General features: G+C 42.7%; 21 protein-coding genes. 2 read left to right on the forward strand and 19 right to left on the reverse strand.

Annotated elements, in window-relative coordinates; all coding sequences use genetic code 11:
• Positions 1-390: 390 nt before the first annotated feature.
• From QM968_RS09505 to QM968_RS09535, 7 genes are all read right to left on the reverse strand, one after another.
• Positions 391-1,431: an aldose epimerase family protein gene (locus QM968_RS09505; protein WP_414383684.1), complete on the reverse strand. Its 1,041-nt coding sequence runs from the start codon at positions 1,429-1,431 to the stop codon at positions 391-393.
• Positions 1,432-1,458: 27 nt separating this feature from the next.
• Complete coding sequence (locus QM968_RS09510) at positions 1,459-2,622, reverse strand: SIS domain-containing protein (protein ID WP_414383686.1); 1,164 nt, start codon at positions 2,620-2,622, stop codon at positions 1,459-1,461.
• 83 nt (positions 2,623-2,705) lie between these two features.
• Positions 2,706-3,110 carry a PTS sugar transporter subunit IIA gene (locus QM968_RS09515; RefSeq protein ID WP_414326808.1) on the reverse strand — a complete coding sequence of 135 codons (405 nt, stop codon included), beginning with the start codon at positions 3,108-3,110 and terminating at the stop codon, positions 2,706-2,708.
• 11 nt (positions 3,111-3,121) lie between these two features.
• Positions 3,122-3,943, reverse strand: a complete 822-nt coding sequence (locus tag QM968_RS09520) for a PTS system mannose/fructose/sorbose family transporter subunit IID (RefSeq protein ID WP_009731973.1) — start codon at positions 3,941-3,943, stop codon at positions 3,122-3,124.
• A complete protein-coding gene (locus QM968_RS09525) occupies positions 3,930-4,844 on the reverse strand; it encodes a PTS mannose/fructose/sorbose/N-acetylgalactosamine transporter subunit IIC (protein WP_009731972.1) in 915 nt (304 codons plus the stop codon). The genes QM968_RS09520 and QM968_RS09525 overlap by 14 nt, the downstream gene beginning before the upstream one ends.
• Positions 4,845-4,883: 39 nt before the next feature.
• Positions 4,884-5,360, reverse strand: coding sequence for a PTS system mannose/fructose/N-acetylgalactosamine-transporter subunit IIB (locus QM968_RS09530; RefSeq protein WP_006595287.1), 477 nt, complete (start codon positions 5,358-5,360; stop codon positions 4,884-4,886).
• Positions 5,357-7,144 (reverse strand): glycoside hydrolase family 35 protein, encoded by a 1,788-nt coding sequence (locus QM968_RS09535; RefSeq protein ID WP_414383688.1) that lies wholly within the window; start codon positions 7,142-7,144, stop codon positions 5,357-5,359. Before QM968_RS09535 ends, QM968_RS09530 begins: the two co-directional genes overlap by 4 nt.
• Positions 7,145-7,276: 132 nt before the next feature.
• Between QM968_RS09535 and QM968_RS09540 the strand changes: the two genes are divergently transcribed.
• Positions 7,277-7,993, forward strand: coding sequence for a GntR family transcriptional regulator (locus QM968_RS09540; RefSeq protein ID WP_009731970.1), 717 nt, complete (start codon positions 7,277-7,279; stop codon positions 7,991-7,993).
• A gap of 340 nt (positions 7,994-8,333) precedes the next feature.
• Here QM968_RS09540 and purB read toward each other — a convergent pair whose 3' ends face one another.
• From purB to purD, 8 genes are all read right to left on the reverse strand, one after another.
• Positions 8,334-9,632, reverse strand: coding sequence for an adenylosuccinate lyase (purB, locus tag QM968_RS09545; protein ID WP_414383690.1), 1,299 nt, complete (start codon positions 9,630-9,632; stop codon positions 8,334-8,336).
• A 25-nt stretch (positions 9,633-9,657) separates the two neighbouring features.
• Positions 9,658-10,425: a restriction endonuclease gene (locus tag QM968_RS09550; RefSeq protein ID WP_125444975.1), complete on the reverse strand. Its 768-nt coding sequence runs from the start codon at positions 10,423-10,425 to the stop codon at positions 9,658-9,660.
• Positions 10,426-10,452: 27 nt separating this feature from the next.
• Complete coding sequence (locus QM968_RS09555) at positions 10,453-12,255, reverse strand: AAA family ATPase (protein WP_154854650.1); 1,803 nt, start codon at positions 12,253-12,255, stop codon at positions 10,453-10,455.
• A 7-nt stretch (positions 12,256-12,262) separates the two neighbouring features.
• A complete protein-coding gene (locus QM968_RS09560; protein WP_154854647.1) occupies positions 12,263-12,493 on the reverse strand; it encodes a phosphoribosylaminoimidazole carboxylase in 231 nt (76 codons plus the stop codon).
• A 65-nt stretch (positions 12,494-12,558) separates the two neighbouring features.
• Positions 12,559-13,458 (reverse strand): NYN domain-containing protein, encoded by a 900-nt coding sequence (locus tag QM968_RS09565; protein WP_154854644.1) that lies wholly within the window; start codon positions 13,456-13,458, stop codon positions 12,559-12,561.
• 31 nt (positions 13,459-13,489) lie between these two features.
• Positions 13,490-14,581: a 5-(carboxyamino)imidazole ribonucleotide synthase gene (purK, locus tag QM968_RS09570; RefSeq protein WP_414383693.1), complete on the reverse strand. Its 1,092-nt coding sequence runs from the start codon at positions 14,579-14,581 to the stop codon at positions 13,490-13,492.
• A complete protein-coding gene (purE, locus tag QM968_RS09575) occupies positions 14,568-15,059 on the reverse strand; it encodes a 5-(carboxyamino)imidazole ribonucleotide mutase (RefSeq protein ID WP_314837068.1) in 492 nt (163 codons plus the stop codon). The genes purK and purE overlap by 14 nt, the downstream gene beginning before the upstream one ends.
• 184 nt (positions 15,060-15,243) lie before the next feature.
• Complete coding sequence (purD, locus tag QM968_RS09580) at positions 15,244-16,506, reverse strand: phosphoribosylamine--glycine ligase (RefSeq protein WP_414383696.1); 1,263 nt, start codon at positions 16,504-16,506, stop codon at positions 15,244-15,246.
• A 181-nt stretch (positions 16,507-16,687) separates the two neighbouring features.
• Between purD and QM968_RS09585 the strand changes: the two genes are divergently transcribed.
• Entirely contained in the window at positions 16,688-17,707 is a 1,020-nt protein-coding gene (locus QM968_RS09585; protein ID WP_414383698.1) for a GBS Bsp-like repeat-containing protein, read from the forward strand.
• A gap of 54 nt (positions 17,708-17,761) precedes the next feature.
• Here QM968_RS09585 and purH read toward each other — a convergent pair whose 3' ends face one another.
• Genes purH through purM form a run of 4 tightly spaced genes read right to left on the reverse strand, consistent with a single transcriptional unit; the run spans position 17,762 to position 21,694 of the window.
• Positions 17,762-19,309, reverse strand: a complete 1,548-nt coding sequence (purH, locus tag QM968_RS09590) for a bifunctional phosphoribosylaminoimidazolecarboxamide formyltransferase/IMP cyclohydrolase (RefSeq protein WP_414383700.1) — start codon at positions 19,307-19,309, stop codon at positions 17,762-17,764.
• 41 nt (positions 19,310-19,350) lie between these two features.
• Positions 19,351-20,058: a suppressor of fused domain protein gene (locus QM968_RS09595; RefSeq protein ID WP_414383702.1), complete on the reverse strand. Its 708-nt coding sequence runs from the start codon at positions 20,056-20,058 to the stop codon at positions 19,351-19,353.
• Between the two features lie 59 nt (positions 20,059-20,117).
• Positions 20,118-20,672: a phosphoribosylglycinamide formyltransferase gene (gene purN / locus QM968_RS09600; protein WP_414383703.1), complete on the reverse strand. Its 555-nt coding sequence runs from the start codon at positions 20,670-20,672 to the stop codon at positions 20,118-20,120.
• Positions 20,672-21,694, reverse strand: coding sequence for a phosphoribosylformylglycinamidine cyclo-ligase (gene purM, locus QM968_RS09605; RefSeq protein ID WP_414383705.1), 1,023 nt, complete (start codon positions 21,692-21,694; stop codon positions 20,672-20,674). The genes purN and purM overlap by 1 nt, the downstream gene beginning before the upstream one ends.
• Positions 21,695-21,718: the final 24 nt, after the last annotated feature.

The raw sequence follows: 21,718 nt of genomic DNA on the forward strand, positions 1-21,718 counted from the left end.
AATGATGTCTTCGGTACCACAAATAGAATGCGTTTTTAAAGATCCTCTGCGTCCCTACTAGACTGCCTTGACCAAAATAGTAAGGAACGTAGTTTTCGCTCCGTTCGAACTGCGTCAACCTACCTAAGTTCGTCTGCGTCCCGATTGGACTTGACTCACTAAGGTACGTAGAAAAAGCCACCGGTTTTGGTGGCTCTTATAGGGAGATTATTATGAAAAAGTTTTAGGAGTTTTATCATTCAAAGTTAGGAGGTCTTTGATGATGGTATTAGTATACGACGGGAAGCTTAAAGTTTCCTTATAGTAAAAATTTTTAAAAAATTTTTTTAAAAAAGAGGAGAGTCCCAAGCAAAGATTTCACATCTTTGTCTGGCCACTCCCCTTTCCTCATTATTTTTTAGCGATGGCATGGTAGCTGGTCTTGCTGGTGAAGACTTGCCCTGCTCTCAGGATGACCTTCTCAGCTTGGTTACTGTGAATAGCATCTGGCACTGTTTGGAATTCTAGCGCCAATCCATTGTGCTGAACCATTGGTTGGCCTTGCAGACGAACGGTTTCATCTACGAAATTGGCTGAATAAACCACCAAGGCGGGAGCCTCTGACTTGAAGGTCAAGAAACGTCCAGACGGCTGATGGTAGAAGAAGCCTGCATTTTCATGCCCTTCTGGTAGAGCAAAAGGATGGTCCAAGCCTTCTACCAGGCGAATTTGCGGATCTGAATCCTTAAAAAGATCCTCTAACAGCATGGCTTGGTAGAGATGCTGAACGATTGGACTTTCTCTATCCACAGTGTGAAGAGGGACGCCGTCGGGATGGATAGGGTAAAGCCCTTGATGGTTGATCTGAAAGACATGGTCATTAATCGGCTGAGTGAAGTTGCCTGATAGATTGAAATAGCTGTGGTTTGTAGGGTTGACCAAGGTGTCTTGATCCGTTTCTACCCGATAAGCAATCTCGAGTTCACCATCTTCCGTTAAACCATAGGTCACCCAGATCTTGAGATTTCCAGGGAAACCGCCTGTCCCATCCGCCCGTTCTGTATAGAGAGTGATTTCTTGGTCCGTTACCGACTCCACGCTAAACAAGGCGCTGTCCCAACCAGTCGACCCACTGTGGTTGCAGTTGGCACCATTATTAGCTTCCAAATTGTAGCTTTGACCATTGAGCTCAAAACTTGCACCTGCAATCCGGCCAGCGACTGGGCCAATACTGGCACCGTATTTAGGGCTATTGCCCACATAGTCCTCAAAGCGATCAAAGCCTAGGATAATATTAGCAAACCGATCTTCTTTATCAGATGTCACATATTCTAAAATCGTCGCACCATAGGTCATGACAGACAATTGGTAGCCCAGGTCATTTTCGAGGCGATAAGCTTCTATGTCTTGGCCATCCAATTGACCAAATAAATATTTTTGATAGTGTTTCACAAGTTGTCTCCTCCAAGATCTTTCATTCTAGTGAAAAGGGTGAATCACCACTCCTTGTACAACACGGTTGACCGTTCCTGTTGGTGATGGCGTGTCAGGGCGATTTTGAACCTTGAGCGATGTCAAGAGAGAAATCAATTGACCATAGATAATGTATGGGAAGGCACGGTAGATATCTAGTGAGTCTGCAGAAGATGCTACGAACACTTCTCGTACATGCTCAATCCCAACAACTTGGTCGGTCAAAAGGACGACCTGACGGGCAATCTGATCTCCGGCTACTTCTCCAACCAAATCTAGATCGTACTGGCGTGTGTAAGGGTCAATTGATCCAAAGACCAAGACCAGAGTCTGGTCATTGATGAGGGATTTTGGACCGTGACGGAAGCCGACAGGACTCTCGTACATAGTCGCGATTTTACCTGCAGTCAATTCTAAAATCTTGAGCTGGGCTTCATGAGCTAGCCCAAAGAAAGGTCCCGCTCCTAGATAGATGACACGTTCGAAATCTAGATCGACAACTTCCTTGACCTCGCGGTCTTTCTCCAAGACCTGCTCTGACAGATTAATCAATTCTTCAACCCGTTTTTCTTTGGTTTTTTCCTCACTTGGATCAAAGACCAAGAGGGCTGTCAGGAGCATAGAGGTAAAGCTAGAAGTCATGGCAAAGCCGGCATCGTTGGTTTCTTTCGGCTGTAAGAGCAAGAGATTGCGCTTATCTCCGTGGGCTTGCTGGGCCAGTTTTCCTTCGGCTGCACAGGTAATGGTAATTTGATAAAGATCCTCCACCAATTGTTGAGCTAACTCAACTGTCGCAACACTTTCAGGCGAGTTGCCACTTCGTGCAAAGGAAACCAAGACCGTCGGCACTTCTTTTTTGAGATAGGTTTGTGGATGCGCCACGATATCAGTCGTCGCAATAGATTGGAAATTCCAATGGCGTTCATCGTGCACTTCCTGCAAATACGGAACCAAGGTGTCCCCCACATAGGCTGAGGTCCCTGCCCCTGTCAGGATGACCTTGATATAGGCATGCTCTTGGCCTATCTTATCTAAGAAAGCTTTTATTTCCGCTTTTCTTTCTTGGTACAAGCAAGCCGTTTCTTTCCAAACACTTGGTTGTTGGTAGATCTCACGTGTGGTGATCTCTGCTCCTAGCTCCTGCAAGTCTTCTTTTGTATAGTCTAACATAGAAAATAGTGTTCCTTTCTACTATCTAGCATTGATAAATGGGAAAGGAGCCTGAGATGATTCTCCCAGACTCCCATACCAACCTACTCATCTTCATCATCATCAAGGTTTGACAAGAGGTCATTGACCTTGACAATACTTTCTTTTGCACGTTCAGGGTAGTCCCCTTCATTGCCAGTCAGACTGCTATTGATGAATTCGATAACCATCGGAAGATTCATCCCTGCGTATAAGTCAATCGCACGTCCTTCAAGGATCAAGCGGCTCACAGTGTTGCAAGGAGTCCCTCCCAATAGATCTGCAAATACAATATAGTCTTCTAGACCTTGAACTGTTGCTTCAAACTTGGCTGTAAACTCCTCAGGACCTTCCTCTGGCAAGAGGGCCACGGTATGAATGTTGTCTTGTGGTCCCATAATCATTTCTGTACTGGCTTTGAGCTCTTCACAGAAGCGACCATGACTGACCAATACTAACTGTGTTACCATACCTTACTCCATTATTCCATTCCAAAGAAGAAATGTCCAAAGGCAGAGAAGGAAATAGCTGCGACGATAATCAACAAGATAGCCTTGGTTGAGTTCATACCTTTACGTCCAAGCAACCAGTAGATCACACCTGTAATGATAGCTGGTACCAAACGTGGGAAGATCAAATTAAGCATGTCTTGGATATCGATGGCCTTATCCCCGATGTGTGGCATCCATGAGACATCTACATTGATCATAGACGCGATCAAGGCACCGACCATGAAGATACCAAGAACAGAAGCTGCTTCGATCAAAGCTGTCAAGGTGCTTTGCATGTTGTTGATTAAGTTGGTACCTTCTTTATAAGCAAACTCCAACTGTTTCCAACGGAAGATATCATAGGCTACTGCCACTGCGATCCAAAGGAAAATACCCCATGGTTGACCTTGTGACGCGATTGTTGCTGCAATAGATCCCATAATGGCTGGAACCAAAGATCCAAAGATAGAGTCTCCAAGAGGAGCAAATGGTCCCATGAGACCTGTCTTGATCCCGTTAACCGCATCTTTCGATTTCACACCATCTTTTTCTTCCAAAGCAAGGTCAAAACCAGTGATAATGGTGTGGAAGAATGGTGAAGTATTGAAGAATTGCGTATGCAATTTCATCATTTCTTTCAATTCAGGTGTGCCGTCTCCATACATTTTCCGCAATTGTGGAAGAAGCATGTAAAGGTAACCAGAAGCCTGCATCCGTTCGTAGTTCCAACCCAATTGGAAGGTGAAGAGGCTACGTTTGTTGATTTGTTTGAAATCCTCTTTAGTGAGTTTGTAGTTCTTAGAATTCGTCATCTTCAATTTCCCCGCTTTCTACATTGCTTGCTGGAGCAGCTACAACCGTACGTTGGCTGTTTTTAAAGTGTTGCACTGCAAGGAAGATACCAATGATGGCAACCCCGATCATAGATACAGATTTGAAGTTGTTTGTGAAGGCAACCATTTGTTCTTTTGGAAGTTTTGCAAAAGCATCTGTTCCAAGCATTGCTGAAACGGCATTACCAACACTTTGGACATTTCCATAAAGTACTGTCAACATTGCTGTCAAGCCAAAACCAAGAGCAAGATAGTGAAGGTGACGTTTCACAGGTAAGTAGTGAAGCAAGATCGCAAATCCAAGACCTGGAAGCATACGTCCTGCAAGTGTCAAACCATTCGCAATCCATTTATATTGTTCAACAAAGTCTACAATAGATTGAACATAAGCCCCACCGAACCTAAGAGCTAAGAAGACTGGAAGGGCACGAGAAAGAGCCCAAGGAAGAGCACCGAGAAGGTAGTTGCGTTCAATTCCTTTGTAGTCAAAGCGTTCAATCGCCGCATCAATACGGTGTGCAAAGGCAGTTGTACTCATCCGACCAAGGATATCTGCATAAGTCAAGAGACCTGCTACCGGAACGGCAATCGTTGCAATCGCAATTTCTGGTTTGATTCCTCCTGCTACTGAGAAGGCAGTTGCAAGAACGGCACCAGAAGTCGCGTCGATACGAGAAGCTCCACCAAAAGTACCAACACCGAGTACTGTCAATTGAAGAGCTGCTCCAATATAAAGACCTGTTCCTAAATCTCCCATGACAAGTCCTGTAATGAAACCAGCAAAGACTGGTGATCCTGCTGATGAAACAATCGTCAACTCATCACAGATTTGATAAGCTGAGTACAAAGTAAGTAGTAAAATTTGCCACCATTGTATCATGACAATTTCCTCCTAAAATTTTTCTTTTTTATTTATAAACTATTTGAGCAACTTCAAGAAGTCTTCAACTGGATCATTGGGAACCATTTGAGCAGTTAGCTTAACTCCTTTTTCAGCTAGCTTGTGGAAAGCTTCCACATCGGCATCCACTACGTTTATCGAACGAGTAACGGGGCGAGTCTCGTCTGACTGAGACATGTTCCCTACGTTTAAGGTTTCAAGTGGCACACCTGCTTCTACCAAGCCTAGGAAGCGGTCTGGTTTGCGAGCTACGATGAAGAGACGTTGGCTGTCATATTTTCCAGCTAAGATATTTTCTGCAGCCTTTGCTACTGGCAAGATACTGAGCTTGACACCAGGTGGTGTCGCTAGTTTCAAGCCGCTTTTTTCGATATCATTTTGAGCGACTTCATCATCGATCACCATGATACGTGAAATATTTAGTTTGGTAGTCCAAAGGTTGGCTACCTGCCCGTGGATCAAACGTCCATCGATACGGCATCCTACAATTGTCATAAGTTTTCCCCCTTTACTTCTTTGAATGTAGGTTGTTGAACAAGTTGAAGTGTCTCTTGGTAACGCCCTTCTGTCTCAAAGACGATCAGGCTATTGGCTCCTTCTTTGAGGAAACCATGAGGCACATAAAGTGAAGTGGTGGGTCCGACCTCCCAGAAGCGACCAAGGTTGTGGCCGTTGACAAAGACGACCCCTTTCCCAAATCCTGTCATATCCAGATAGGTGTCAAGGGTGTGGTCCAGCTGAAAATCATATCGGTAAAATGCTGGAGCACCTGCCTGCCATTCCTTTGAAAAATCGAGCTGGCTGAGATCTTGTAAATCCAGCGGGTACTGCTTCCAATGAAGGTGGAAATGCAAATCCACACAGACACCTGTGCGAATGCCCTTGTGCTGGCTATCCGCTAAGAGCTTGTGCCCGTAGTTGACACGTCCCATATTTTCAAGCAAGATTTTTAAATTCGTAACCGCTTTCTTTTTTCCTTTGATAAAAAGATCTTCACCGATCTCTGTTTGGTATTGCGTTGCTACATGTTGATCATCCAGGTAAATCTGTACCCGATCCCGACCATCAATGATGCGCAGTTTTTCTTCCTCCGCATCCAATTCAAGGTCTGTCTCATACAAGAGATAACCTGTGGTTTGCCCCAACTCTTCCATCTTTTCTGGATAGAGACTAGCCTTAAGCTGAGCCAAATTATCCAGATTAGCGAAGAGACTGGTCTTGGCTGCCAATTGCAAGCTTTGTTCCGGCAAACATTCTTTGATGAGCGGTTCTTGCTGTGGGTATTCCGGATAATAGGTCGCCATCATTTTTTGAATAGCATAATACTTCTTCGTCGGATTGCCCTGCTCATTGAGCAAAGCCCCGTAGTCATAGGACGTCACCTGTGGCAAATCCAGCGTCCCCCGAGCTGAGCAACCATTCATAAAGCCGAAATTGGTTCCACCATGAAACATGTAGAGATTGATGGAGCCGAGCTCCAAGACCTCATGGACAGCTTCTGCCAACTCCTCTGGGTCCCTTTGAATCACGGGCTCCTTCCAGCGGGTAAACCAGCCATCCCAGAATTCCATACACATCAAAGGCCATTTCTTGCCGTATTCGTTAAAGAATTGTTTCATTTGACCAAAGTTATAGGCTGCTTTAGAACCGAAGTTTCCCGTCACAAAGAGGTCCTCTTCGATCAAGGTTCCTGTTCTTAGCGTTGCTCGCCATGGCCCATCTGATGTAAAGAGGGGGCAGGTCACGCCTTTTTCCTTCATAAAATCCCGAATGGCACGAAGATAATCCTTATCCTCTCCATAAGAACCGTACTCATTTTCCACCTGCATCATAAGGATTGGACCACCCCGATCCACTTGGTAGGGTGTCAACAATCCAAGCAAGCGATCATAATAACGATCTACCGCTTCGATAAAGGCTGGGTCTGATGAGCGGATTCGCAGGTCTTCTTCTAAGAGCCAGGCTGGCAATCCACCAAATTCCCACTCTGCACAGATAAAGGGCGATGGCCTTACAATCATGTAAAGTCCTAGGGACTGGGCTGTTTGGATAAAACGCTCTAGATCCAATCGACCACTAAAGTCAAATTCCCCTTTGCGGGGTTCATGCGCATTCCATGGGACATAGGTCTCAACCGTGTTAAAACCCAAAGCCTTGAGATTATACAAGGAATGGTACCAGTCTGTTGGGTCAATTCGGAAATAATGGATCGCACCGGACAAAATCTTGAAGGGTTGACCTTTTAAATAGAAATCATCGCGAATCTCAAAAACCCCCATAAACGCCCCCCTTTCTTATATGTAACCCTTTTCATTTATTAATATAATAAATTTTTTAAAAAATGTCAACACTTTTAAAAAAAATATGTTAAAATAGGGTTAAATAAGAGAAATCTAAAGAGAGGTAGCACTATGGCAATTCCAAAGTACCAACACATCAAAGATGAATTGAAACAGCAAATTATCTCAGGAAAATTTGAAAATGGAGATAAATTTTATACTGAAGCTGAACTCATCAAAATTTATGATGTTAGCTCTATCACCGTTGTCCGTGCTTTGAACGACCTCGCTGCCGATGGCTACATTGTCCGTCAGCAAGGAAAGGGGACCTTCGTTTCTCGTGCTCGAAAACACAAACTGGTTGAATTTTCAGATGTTGAAACCTTCCCCATCCAAAAGGCCAAAGTCAAAGTTCTCTCTATTAAACGTGGAAACACCTTAAGCATCCTAGACAAACTAGGCCTCAACCCAACGCAATTCTACTATAAGATCGAACGAACCCGCCAGACAGGGGATGATACGTATATCTTCCACCAAACCTATATTCCTGAACAATATATCAATCCAAACTATCCAAATTTGGAATACTATAGTTCTATCTATGATCGCTTCAAAGAGGATTACCACATTCATATGAATGATGAGCACTTCGAAGAAATCAATGAAATCGTCTTTCCTACACCGAGCAAGGTGGCTAAAGTTTTGGAGATCGATGAAAATTTCCCAACTGTTAAACAAGTGAAGACGACCAAGTTAGAGGCTACTGGCCAAATCCTTGAATACACGGAAACCTATAAACGCGGTGACTACTACAAGATTAAATTTATCTCCTGTGACCGCGATCACTAAGAAGCAAAAAGACTGAGACAGCTCGGTCTTTTTTATAGGTTCAGTATAACATGTTGAAAACGATTTCTAAAGGCCTCTTTAAAAATATATATAATTAGTGATAGTTTAGCTATAAAAAGTTTAAAAAAGAGAGTGGGACAGAAATTGGTAATTCGTTAGAATTCGATTTCGTCGTCCCACCCCCGCACAGTTGAGTAGGGCTGTAAAAGCTGATGAAATCAGCGTAGTAGAGTCCACTTAACCACTGCGTCTTGCTCGACAATCCAAGAACAATTAAGAGGCTAGGACTTTTGTCCCAGCCTCTTTCATCTATTTTTCAAATTCCCGTTTTTCGTTGCGCCTAGTCTTCCAAACCGATGCGTTCGAAGATTTCATCCACCCGTTTGGTATAGTAAGTTGGGTTGAAGATTTCGTCGATTTCTTCTTGGGTGAGGCGAGAAGTTACTTCTGGATCTGCCTCAAGAAGTGGTTTGAAATCTACTTGGTTATCCCATGATTGGGCAGTCTTTGGTTGAACAAGGTCGTAAGCTTGCTCACGTGTCATGCCTTTTTCGATTAAAGTTAGCATGGCACGTTGGCTGAAGATCAAACCAAATGTAGAGTTCATGTTGCGGATCATGTTTTCAGGGAAGACTGTCAAGTTCTTAACGATGTTTCCGAAACGGTTGAGCATGTAGTCGATCAAGATGGTTGTATCTGGTGCGATGATCCGCTCAGCTGATGAGTGAGAGATATCGCGTTCGTGCCAAAGGGCTACGTTTTCATAAGCTGTGACCATGTGACCACGGATCACACGTGCAAGACCTGTCATGTTTTCAGAACCGATTGGATTGCGTTTGTGAGGCATTGCTGAAGATCCTTTTTGACCTTTGGCAAAGAACTCTTCTACTTCACGTTGTTCAGATTTTTGAAGACCACGGATTTCAGTCGCCATACGCTCGATCGATGTTGCGATGCTAGCGAGAACTGCAAAGTACTCAGCGTGAAGGTCACGAGGAAGGACCTGTGTCGAGATTTCTTGAGCACGGATACCAAGCTTATCACAGACGTATTTTTCAACGAATGGTGGGATGTTGGCAAAGTTACCAACCGCACCCGAAATCTTACCAGCTTCCACACCAGCAGCCGCATGCTCGAAACGTTCGATGTTCCGTTTCATTTCGCTGTACCAAGTTGCCAATTTCAAACCAAAAGTTGTCGGCTCAGCGTGCACCCCGTGGGTACGACCCATCATGATAGTGAACTTGTGTTCTTTCGCTTTGTCAGCGATGATGTTAAGGAAGTTTTCAAGATCCTTACGGATGATATCGTTGGCTTGTTTGTAGAGGTAACCATAGGCCGTATCCACCACGTCGGTAGAAGTCAACCCATAGTGGACCCACTTGCGCTCTTCACCAAGCGTTTCAGAAACCGCACGTGTGAAGGCAACCACATCGTGGCGAGTCTCCTGCTCGATTTCCAAAATACGGTCGATGTCAAAGTCTGCTTTTTCACGAATCAAAGCCACATCTTCCTTAGGGATTTCTCCCAATTCAGCCCAAGCTTCGTCAGCCAAGATTTCCACCTCAAGCCAAGCACGGTATTTATTTTCTTCAGTCCAAATGTTCGCCATCTCTGGGCGAGAGTAACGGTTGATCATGGTTATTTTTCTCCTTAATTTAAGATCATAAGTAATTATTTTTTATAACGTCAGAAGATACAATAATTCCAGGGAATTTATTTGAATCTACACCATCCAAAGAATACGGGAAAGGAAATAATACAAATTGTAAAGATTGTAATTCAGCTAATCTAATAAGGCTCCTCAATTGGAAATTAGAAACTCCGCGTATACAATAATACTCTTTGTCAGGTACATTGTCATAATAATACTGAGCCATCTTTTTTGAATAAAACAACGGTAATGTTACATGTGAACCTTGTACATTTGGAACTTGGTAGAACGACCCTGTAACTTCCCCATTGCATTGTTCCATCAACATCCAAAAGGGTTCCCCCTGTATTTTCTCATCAGGTAAAAATCCTTTTTTAATTGTTCCAGCTACTATATCTACTATTGATGGCAGTTCGTCAACTGTCATCAATTTAATACCGTTTGATTCTGCAAAAATTTTTGTTCCTTCTTGAAAACCAACCTTTGAAATCATTATTCCAATTATATTACCCAATCCAACATCTTGTAGCTTTGTAGAAAAATCACGTATTTCCTTTATTGACACTTTATTTTTCCAATCTTTACATTCTATAGCTACTCTACACTCTATATTTAAATGTGTGAATTGATAGTAAACATCAAATTCATTAGTTGCTCCACTCTGACCTTTAATGGTTACTTTTGTTGATACTAATGTATTTTCATAATCATTTAATTCTAGTAAGCGAGAATATACATACTGGGCATAATCCTCTAATGATTTTCCTGTATTAACCATAAATTTATAAACTTTTTCCCCTTATTACTAAACTAAAGATAAAAACTCTTTGACAATTTCTGTTAATTCAAAATGTTCTATACCGTCTTCATCTATATATTTTTCTTGTTCATGAATTTGGTCTACTGTCATCTTTGGCCAATTATTTTGTAAAACCTTATTTTCATTAGTTTGATTAAAATTCTTAACCTCCTCTTTCACATCGTTATAATCAGTTATATTTACATGCCCATCAAAGATATCTGGATGAAGATAATTTTCAGCCTCACGTTTTCGAGTACAAAATGCAGTTCTTCCATGTTTTCTATTCTTTTCAACGGTAGAAGTATTTTTTGTTTGATTGGTGGGAGAAATTCTATCTGAATCTAAAAATATTCCAAAAGGAAGACCAAACTGATCAACTGTTTTCATTGTAATCCAAGATTTTAAATTATCACAACCACCAGTAGGTACTAGTGCGATATTTGCCTCCTGAAAAGTCCTATCTATTTCTCCACTTTCTTTTAAAACCTTGCATAAATGATTAAAGAAAATTATATCTGTTTTACCTTCTATTAAAATTAATGCCTTTGTTTCTTTTGAAATTGGATCCGGTAAAACACCTAAAGTTTCTGTGATTTTTTGTAAAACCTCATCACCTCCACTACTAACTTGTGACTTATCCGATTTTTCTACTAATCGAAGACTAGCAGTGGGTAATAGTCCACCTAGAGCTGGAGTATGGGTTGTTAAAATTATTTGAGTATTTTCCTTGGATGCTAACTCTAGAAAAGCTTCTATGAGTAATTTTTGATGCGATGGGTGTTGAGAAGTCTCCGGTTCTTCAAAAGCATAAATTATGCTCTTATTCCTCTCTGCTTCTGATAATTTTCTTTCTGCCTCTGCCCGAAAGAAATTTAGGAGAATTAAACGACGAACTCCACTTCCTCTTTTATTGATAGATATATCATCATCCGATTTTATTGATAATTTAAAAAGCGAATCAAACTTAGGTTCTGATTTAAACTCTGGAACTAGCGAGGCAGCCAAGTCCTCATCCATCTCTTGCAACTTAGCTAACGTACGTCCTGCAGTTTCAATTGCTTTCTGTTGAACTTCACTTTTTATTTTATTAATCTCAGTTTGCAAATCTTGTAATGCTTGAGATACCGCAACTGACATAGGATCTGCAATTTCTTTATCAGAATCAGAACTACTTCTATCCGATTGAAATAAAGCATATATTGGTAAAAAAGTCTCAATTACCCCATATACTTTTTTTGCATCCTCTTTCGTAACTTCTAATTCAACCTCTTTAATTGTTAAATCTCTTTTAGAAGATAAAATCGCCTGTCGAATAGAGACATTACTTCTTTTGTCGTATTTATCTTCATCTATCTCTAAATCAACCGCACGCTTTTTTAAATCAGCTTGTTTTAACAATAATAAATCATTGTAGTTTTCATCTATAGGATGATTACAAATAATTTTCGTCTCAGGTTTTGGTTTTGCTGACGAGCATTTGAAAGTTTTTTTAATTTCCAAATCACCATTCGAATTCAAAAGATTTTCATCTTTCAAACTAGTTTTAGAAGAAGCATCAACTACTATCTCGTCAGGTAATTCATCAAAAATACATGTTATAAAAATAGAATCTGAATCAACTCCAACAGATAAATCATCCCTCTCACAAACAACTAATTTGTTATTAAAAAAGATTTCTAATGCTTCTAAAATTGTTGATTTTCCAGCATCATTCTTACCTATAAAAGCTGTCAAATTATCAAAATCAACAATTGTTTCATCTTTATAGCCACGAAAATTTTTGATTTTTAATTGCTTAAGTCTCATAATCAGTTCACTCCTCGAATTCTTCTTTTCCAATAAACACTGATGGATAGTGATCTAGTTTATTCAAATCAGTATCCAATGGCAAATCATAAATCGCTAAATAGTTTTCGGGGTATTGAACAACTAATTCATCATATTTTGCTTGTACCTTGTCATGGTCTGCACTTGCAAACAAAACTTCAACGGCAGCTCCAGTCTTATCCTTCTCAACAAAAGCACTGACAACAATTTGAATCATAGTAACCTTTCTATTCTATATACTTTGTATCTTCTGATAGAATTATATTTGTATATAAAGACATGTTATTTTTTTATGTTTTTAATAGTATAGGCAATAAATCCAGCAACTGTGACAGCTACAGTTGCAATCCAGCCCCGATTTTCTTTTATAATTTCTTTAATTTCTTGTTTTTTAGCTTCTTTATCAAGTTTTTTCTGCTCTTCTTTCTGCCGTCTCTGTTCAGCTTCTTTTTCGATTGCTTCGTTCTTCAGCTTTAAATCTTCCGATTTAGCAGCGGAAACTATACTATTAATTTCTGAAATTTGTTCAAAATTAACTAATCCGTCAATTTGCTCTAAATAGATATTTTTATCTATATAACATAACCTAGAGATTTTATTTTTAGCACACTGCTTAGCCTGATTAAATTCTCGCTCCTGTTTTTCTCTTGCAAGACGTATTTCTCTTTCTCTAAAATATTCTTTTTCATAATATCCATCAATATCTCGATTAAAATAGATTAAATCTTCTGCTACATCATCAAGATATTTAATTGTAATTTCCTTAACATCTAAGTATTCGTTACTTAAACTATCTTTCCAAGACCATAAAACAATTTGCCAATTTTGTTCGATTGCTTTTTTGATTAAAGGAAACATATCAAAATCTCCACTCAAAATATTTAATATTCCAGGGCACTCTTGTTGAGCAATATAAAAGGCTCCTTCAGTAACAATTCCTGTATCTACTGCCTTTTCTCCATTTAGTTTACGTTCATAAGTATGTACCTCAAAACCTTTACTCTTCATAGTCGACCAAAATCCATCACTCTTCGGAGGAGTAGATCCTACTAAAATCTTTTTCTGATTTTTAGAGTTTATATAATTTTTTACAAATTTATCATAATCAAATCTTCCATCTTGACCTACAAGATTTTTTACTTCAATAAAAATATTCGAGTTGTCAATCAATAGTAAATCCATAAACTTCCCCATTGTTCATTATTCTAACTACCTAAAAATCAATCCCTTTCCCAAATTCAACCACACCATCCGGCACATCACTAAACAAAGTCACATGTCCCATTTTGCGGTTGTGCTTTGCTTCTAGTTTACCATATAAGTGGAGGTGTGCGCTTGGATTTTTTGTCACATATGTTTCAGCAGCCTCGACGTGTTGGCCGAGAACGTTGAGCATGACAGCTGGGGCATGCAGGTGGATTGCTGGAAGTGGTACTCCCAGAACACCCAAGATATGCGTGTCGAATTGCGAGAAGTCGCAAGCTTCAATCGAGTAGTGCCCTGAATTGTGGGGTCGTGGGGCGATTTCGTTGACAATAATGTCATCAGCGGTCGCAAACATTTCCACGCAAAGCGTTCCAGATAAGTTAAGTTGTTCTGCAATTCGCACTGCCATGGTTTTTGCTTTTTCTGCTAACTTATCAGAAATGCGAGCAGGCACAATCGTTTTAGAAAGAATGTTGTTACGGTGAATATTTTCCTGCACTGGGAAAACTGTCACGTCCTTGCCATTTCCAGACACGATAATGGAGATTTCAAGGTCGAAGTTGACAAATTCTTCCAAGACACATTCTGCTGAATCAGCTAGCGCATAGGCTTCTTCCAAGTCTGCTTCTGAACGAATAACCTTTTGTCCATGACCATCGTAGCCACCAGTCGCTGTCTTGAGGACATAGTTTTTAGGCAGTTCGATATCTGCCAAGTCTTTGCTAGAAGTTACGACCTTATATGGTGCTACAGTGACTTGGGCCTTATTTGCGAGAAAGTCCTTCTCAAAAATGCGATTTTGGGAGATGCGAAGTAGATCTGTTCCTTGAGGGAGCTGTCCATCCTTGATGACAGCATCCAGACCGTCAGCATCTACATTCTCAAATTCATAGGTCAGAACATCGCAACGCTCCGCCAACTGACGGAGGGCGTCCACATCGTTATAAGGTGCCACGATGATTTCCGCCACACGGGAGGCTGGGCAATCCGCCGCAGGATCCAGCACGATAACCTTGTGCCCCATGTAGATAGCAGAAATGGCCATCATCTGACCCAGCTGACCACCACCGATAATTCCGATTGTTTTAGATGAGCTCATTTGTCGACTCCTCTGCGATTTTTCCTTGTTCTTCTGCAAAATCCGCCAAGGCTGTCGCGATATCCTGGTCCTCTACTGAAAGAAGGCGGAGGGCAAAGAGGGCCGCGTTAGTCGCTCCAGCTTCACCGATCGCCATAGTTGCGACAGGTACCCCACCTGGCATCTGAACGATGGAATAAAGTGAATCCACACCGCTAAGGGCACGTGATTTGACGGGTACCCCAATAACTGGAAGGGTGGTCTTGGCAGCAACCATCCCTGGCAAGTGAGCTGCGCCACCTGCACCCGCGATGATGACCTTGATGCCACGGCTACGTGCTTCTTCCGCATGTTTGAACATGAGGTCCGGTGTACGGTGTGCGGAAACAACTTTCTTTTCGTAAGCGACGTCGAAGTTATCGAGGACTTCGGCAGCTTTTTGCATGGTTGCCCAGTCGGATTTTGAGCCCATGATGATGGAAATTACTGGTTTAGTCATAATTTTTCCTTTTTATTCTTTTTTGATAATGGTCTTAGGTGGTGGGGACGGAAGCAAACCTTCGGTTTCATTCCTAAACTTTGAGCCTAGGGTCTCAAAGTTTCCCCCGACCAGAACATTCACTGTTCTGGTCTTTTCACCATGGTGACCATTATCGGATTGGCGACTTCGTCGCTTTTAAAATTTATTTATTCGCTTTGCTACCGATATCTGTTCGGTAAAAGAGGCCTTCTGTGTTTTGTTTGTTGAGTTCCTTGTAGATAATGTTTTGGCCGTCTTTGACGGTGTCTGCTGTGGTAACCAGCATGTAGACACGTCCGCCATTTGAGAGGAGGTCTTGGCCATTTTCAGCGAACTTAGCACCGGCATAGTAGGTGATGATGTCGCCTTCTGTCTTGGCTGGAAGCTTGACACCTTTTTCATAGTCTAGTGGATAACCGTTGGATGCTACAACCACACCCAGTGTCACACCCTTGTCTGTCCAAGTGATAGCTGGCTCCTTGCCATCGAGGATGTCCGTGATATTTTGGGCAAAATCAGATGTCAAACGAGGCAGGATAATTTGCGTTTCTGGATCTCCGAAGCGAGCATTGAACTCGATGACTTTGGGTCCATCAGCTGTCAAGATAAGACCAGCGTAAAGGACACCAAGGTACGGACGGTCTTCTTTAATCATACCTTCAAGAACTGGCTTGACAATGGTGTCAACCACTGTGTCAACCACACTCTGTGGCAAGTGAGGAACTGGCGCATAAGCCCCCATCCCACCAGTGTTAGGACCCTTGTCGCCATCATAAGCACGTTTGTGGTCCTGAGCCGTTGGCATAATGTAGAACTTGTCCCCATTGACAAAGGCAAAGAGAGAAAACTCTTCCCCGTCAAGGAATTCCTCGATGACTACACGCGCACCTGAATCACCGAATTTATTGTCCAAAAGCATCTCATGAGCCGCTTCAACGGCTTGCTCGACTGTCTCCGCAACGACGACACCTTTCCCAAGGGCCAGCCCATCTGCCTTGACGACGATTGGAGCGCCTTTTTCCTCGATGTAAGCCTTGGCTTCCTCGAAATCTGAAAATGTGCCATAGGCTGCTGTCGGAACGTCGTATTTGACCATGATTTCCTTAGCGAAATCCTTAGACCACTCCAGCTCAGCCGCAGCCTTGGTCGGACCAAATGCCTTGAGACCAGCTGCATTGAAATCATTCACGATTCCAGCCGCAAGGGCATCATCTGGACCGATAAAGGTCCAAGCGATATCATTGACTTTTGCGAAGTCAATCAGCTTAGAATGTTCGGAAATTCCGATATTGATCAAATCCAGACCATCTAATCGCATCCCGTCATTACCAGGAGCCACAAAAACCTGCTCAACGTCTGTAGACTCCAACAACTTCTTGGCAATCGCATGCTCACGACCGCCAGATCCAACAACCAAAAGTTTCATCTCGAACCTCTTTTGCGAATTATTTTATTAAATTATATCATAATCGTTCGTTTTATTCTAATGATTTCAGCAAAAGTCTCCCATTTCCAGTAGAATCCAAAATTTTCCACAATTTCCTCCTCTTTTCCATTTTTTTCCGAATAGTATAAGTGAGACCTACTAATTGATGAAAAGGAGTATTATGCAAACGATTAAAAAATTTGTAGTACTGACTTGTGCGGCATGGGGGATGCAAGCCTCTATTGCTCATGCAGATCAAGCGACCAATGCTATCTATGCCGAAAAAGGGCAGCTGATGATTCATCTTGGAAACGTCTCAGATAGGTACCAAAAGATCCAAGTCCCCGTCTGGTCTGACCAAAATGGCCAAGATGACCTGATTTGGTATCCTGTGGAACGCAGTGACAAGGGATTCGACCTACAAGTGCCTTTGACCAACCATTCTGATCAAGCTGGACTTTATCATGTCCATGTCTATGGGGTGGAGGCAAATGAGCAGCTAACCGGCCTCTACCCTCTCACGACAAGCGTCCAGCAAAAAGACCTGGCTTCCTCCCAGCCCAAGATCACGATCACACCCATCTCCTCACAGGAATTGGAGATAGACCTAAAGTTATTCGAAGACGTTGACGAGATTGTCTTTCCCATCTGGTCGGAAGAGAATGGGCAGGATGATCTGGTCTGGTACCCAGCAAAGAAGGTTTCCCCTGGACACTTCCAACTGCGCTTTCAAGCTCAAAAACATAAAGGAAGCGGGCTATTTCATCTCCACGTCTACCAGAAAAGCCAGGGACAACTAAAAGGACTATTCCCCACTACCTTTCAAGTGGAAAAAGCAAAACCAAGGTTCACTCCACTCGCGACACACTCGGGAAACACCTATCCGATTGGTGAATGTACCTGGGGAGCCAAAGAATTAGCCCCATGGGCCCACAACTGGTGGGGAAACGGTGGCATGTGGGCAGCTAGTGCACGCACCACGGGCTTCCGGACAGGAAACTCCCCAGAGGTTGGCGCCATCGCTTGTTGGGATGATGGGGGATATGGGCATGTCGCCTTAGTTACGGACGTCGAACACGACCAAAAAATTCAGATTCAAGAGGCCAATTACAATGGCCATCGCTTTATCGACAACTTTCGTGGTTGGTTCGATCCAACCAACCCTATCTGGGGAACCGTCACCTATATCTATCCAGATTAAGGTCTTCTTATCCAGCAGAAAAGACACTCATCGTTGAATGTGTGTCTTTTTTGATTAATGTCTAAAATGTCTGACGCCTGTGAAGATCATGGCCAAGCCGTATTTATCAGCCGCTTCGATTGACTCTTGGTCACGGACGGATCCACCCGGTTGGATGATGGCTTTGATCCCTGTTTTGGCGATTTCTTCCACGTTATCTGCAAATGGGAAGAAGGCATCTGAAGCAAGCACAGCGCCGTCAAGACGGTCTTTAGCTTGGTCAATAGCGATGCGGACAGATGCCACACGATTGGTTTGACCTGGGCCAACACCAAGTGTCATGTGGTCGTTGGTTACGATGATCCCATTTGATTTGACGTACTTGATAGCTTTCCAAGCAAACTCAAGAGCTGTCGCTTCTGTTTCAGTTGGTTGGCGTTTGGTCACTACTTGCCAGTCAGCTGGACTTTCTTTCACCACGTCTTGGTTTTGAACGAGGAGTCCACCAACCACGCCTGTGTATTCTGCTTCCACTTCGCTAGCATCTTGAGCGTCAAATGGCAAGGCAAGGATCCGCAAGTTTTTCTTCTTGGTAGTCAAGATTTCAAGCGCTTCGTCTGTGTAGCTTGGTGCAATAATGATTTCAAGGAAAACACCGTGCATTTTTTGAGCTGTCGCAGCGTCCACTTCACGGTTGAGAACGACGATACCACCAAAGATGGATACTGGGTCAGACTCATAAGCGTAATCCCAAGCTGTTTCGATGTCATCTGCTTGACCAATCCCACATGGGTTCATGTGTTTGAGAGCCACAACGGTTGGACGGTCTTTGAAATCACGGATGATCCGGATAGCAGCATCCGCATCACGGATATTATTGAAGGACAATTCTTTCCCGTTCAGCTGTTTTGCGGAAGCGATGGAGTAAGCCGTCGGCAAGGCCTTTTGGTAGAAATCAGCGTCTTGTTGAGGGTTCTCCCCGTAACGCATGGCTTGCTTAAGATCATAAGTCAAGGTGAGTTTTTCAGGTTTTTCTTCACCCACTTGAGCAGTGAAGTATTCTGCGATCAAAGCATCATAGGCCGCTGTGTGACGGAAGACTTTCGCTGCCAACCGTTGACGAGTTTCGTAACTTGTTTCGCCGTTGGCTGCCAATTCGTCAAGCACAACAGCATAGTCAGCCGGATCTACCACAACTGTTACGCTAGCGTGGTTCTTCGCTGCTGAACGAAGCATTGATGGGCCACCGATATCGATATTCTCCACCGCATCAGCATAAGTCACGTCTGGTTTGAGAATGGTTTCCTTGAAAGGATAGAGATTGACCACTACAAGGTCAATGAGCTCGATCTGATTGTCCTTAGCAGCATCAAGGTGACTATCGAGGTCACGACGAGCGAGAAGACCACCGTGGATATTTGGGTGGAGAGTCTTGACACGACCGTCCATCATTTCTGGGAAACCAGTCACATCATCGATCGCAATGGTGTCCACTCCAGCATTATCAAGGACAACTTTGGTGCCCCCTGTTGAGATAATATCCCAACCAAGTTTTTTAAGTTCTTGGGCAAATTCAACAATGCCCGCTTTGTCTGAAACACTAATTAGTGCACGTTTAGTCATTTTTCTTCCTTTCCTTGAATCAAGAAGCTCTTTCTCATCATTTAAACTAGAGACTGACGATGATAATCCGTAAGCTGGTCCCCAAGTTCTTGTAACAATTTTCTGACCTCAAGCTTACTTGTATCACTTCCATAAACACTTCGTAATTCGGCATCTGTTGCACCGATCAGGGTTACAAATTCCACTTTCCCATGCGGAGTATCTATTGTATTAGCTAAATCATCTGTAGCAGTCAAGAATCCTGTCAGATTCGATTTCTGCTGGGCATCAATTCCTACTGTTTGCTTCGTATAGATGTATTCTTCTGGCAAGACCACTTTACCTGTTTGAAATATATATCTTGCTACATACTGCAACAAACCACAGCCATTTTTAATTTCTTCTTCGTCGTTAGTTGATTTCTTTAACTTAAAGGTCAATTCAATCCCATAACCACTATATTCAGGATCTTCACATTCTTTTGTATATAGTTCTGACAAACCATAGCTGACAAAATGCCAAAAATCTCCTGCATCGTAAACACTGATGCCGTCTAGCGGATCTGGACCACCTAACATATACTTGATGACTGTTCCATAATGACGAGGATTTGGCTGATCAGGATATAGACGATTAAATTCTGTATCAATCGCATCCCACCCTGGAGCACTGTCATCTGTTTGATCCGATTTAACAACAATCTTGTCTTCATCTTTAGACGGTTTCTCTTCATTAGAGGATTTCTTCTTAAAAAAATCAAATAAACCCATAAACTTCTCCTTAGCTGATGGCCTTTATTCCTGCCACAAAATCATGTTTGTCTTCCTTATTACCGTCTCTCCACTCCCAAAAGTTCCAATACTTCTGGATAGAGCTTGTACTCTGTTTCGTGGATGCGAGTTTCGAAAGTATCAAGGGTATCTCCTTCAAGGCGTGGCACACGGACTTGTTTGATAACCTTACCAGTGTCCACACCAGAATCCACCCAGTGAATGGTCACGCCGCTCTCAGCAACACCCGCATTCCAAGCATCCTCAATGCCATGAGCACCTGGAAATTCTGGAAGATAGGCTGGGTGAATATTGATGATACGGCCTTCATAGGCCGCTAGCAAGGTTGGGCCAACGATTTTCATATAACCCGCCAAACATACTAGGTCAATTTGGTGCTCACCCAAAAGTTTGACGATAGCTTCTTCGTAAGCTGCTTTATTGTCAAATTCCTTGAGTTCAAAGGCATAGGTTAAAACACCAAGCTTTTCGGCACGTTCTAAGACATAGGCATTCCGGTGATCTGAAAAGACAAATTCTACTGGAAATTGTTCCGCAATCACCTGAAAGTTTGAGCCGTTGCCAGAGGCAAAAACAGCAATCTTTTTAGCCATTATTTAATCACCACACTTGCGCCATCTTTCTTCACAATACGACCGATTTCATAAACAGGTTCGTCAAGAAGTTCTTCGACACGTTCCACATTTTCTGGTTTAACCGCAAGCATGAGACCAATACCCATGTTGAAGATTTCAAACATTTCTTCATGTTTGATTTGGCCATATTTTTCAAGGGCTTTGAAAATTGGAAGAATTGGCACTTTACTTTCGTCAATTTCAGCAGCCAAGTCATCCGAGAACATACGTGGCACATTTTCGATGAAACCACCACCTGTGATGTGGGCTATCCCATTCACCAATTCTTCTTTGATGAGTGGCAAAGCCGCTTTGACGTAGATACGAGTTGGTTCAAGAAGAACGTCTTTGAGTTTCTTCCCTTCCAATTCTGGGAGAACTTCCTCACCTGTGTAATCCGCAAAGACACGACGAACAAGTGAGTAACCATTTGAGTGGATGCCGCTTGAAGCAAGTCCCAGAATTACATCACCTGCTGCTACTTTTGAACCGTCGATGATTTGAGATTTTTCTGCAACACCGACAGCAAATCCAGCCAAGTCATAGTCGTCTTCACCGTACATACCAGGCATTTCAGCCGTTTCCCCACCGATGAGGGCTGCGCCTGCTTGCACACACCCTTCTGCAACACCAGCAACCACTTGTTCTAGCTTAGCTGGTTCATTTTTCCCAGTCGCCACATAGTCTAGGAAGTAGAGGGGCTCTGCACCTGCAGCAATGATATCATTGACACACATAGCTACACAGTCTTGACCAATGGTATCGTGCTTGTCGTACTTGATAGCCAGCATGAGTTTGGTACCAACACCGTCCGTCCCTGAGATCAAAACAGGCTCTTTGACACCTGTTTTTGAAAGGTCAAACATACCACCGAAACCACCAAGAGCTCCCATAACACCTGCACGCTCTGTACGTGCTACGTGTTTTTTGATCCGTTCAACAACTTCATAACCCGCTTCAACATCCACACCCGATTGAGCGTATGCATTCTTATTTGTCATTTTTTAATCCTTTTCTTTTGCACT

Source organism: Streptococcus sp. OMI870, assembly GCF_047460295.1.
GTDB lineage: Bacteria > Bacillota > Bacilli > Lactobacillales > Streptococcaceae > Streptococcus.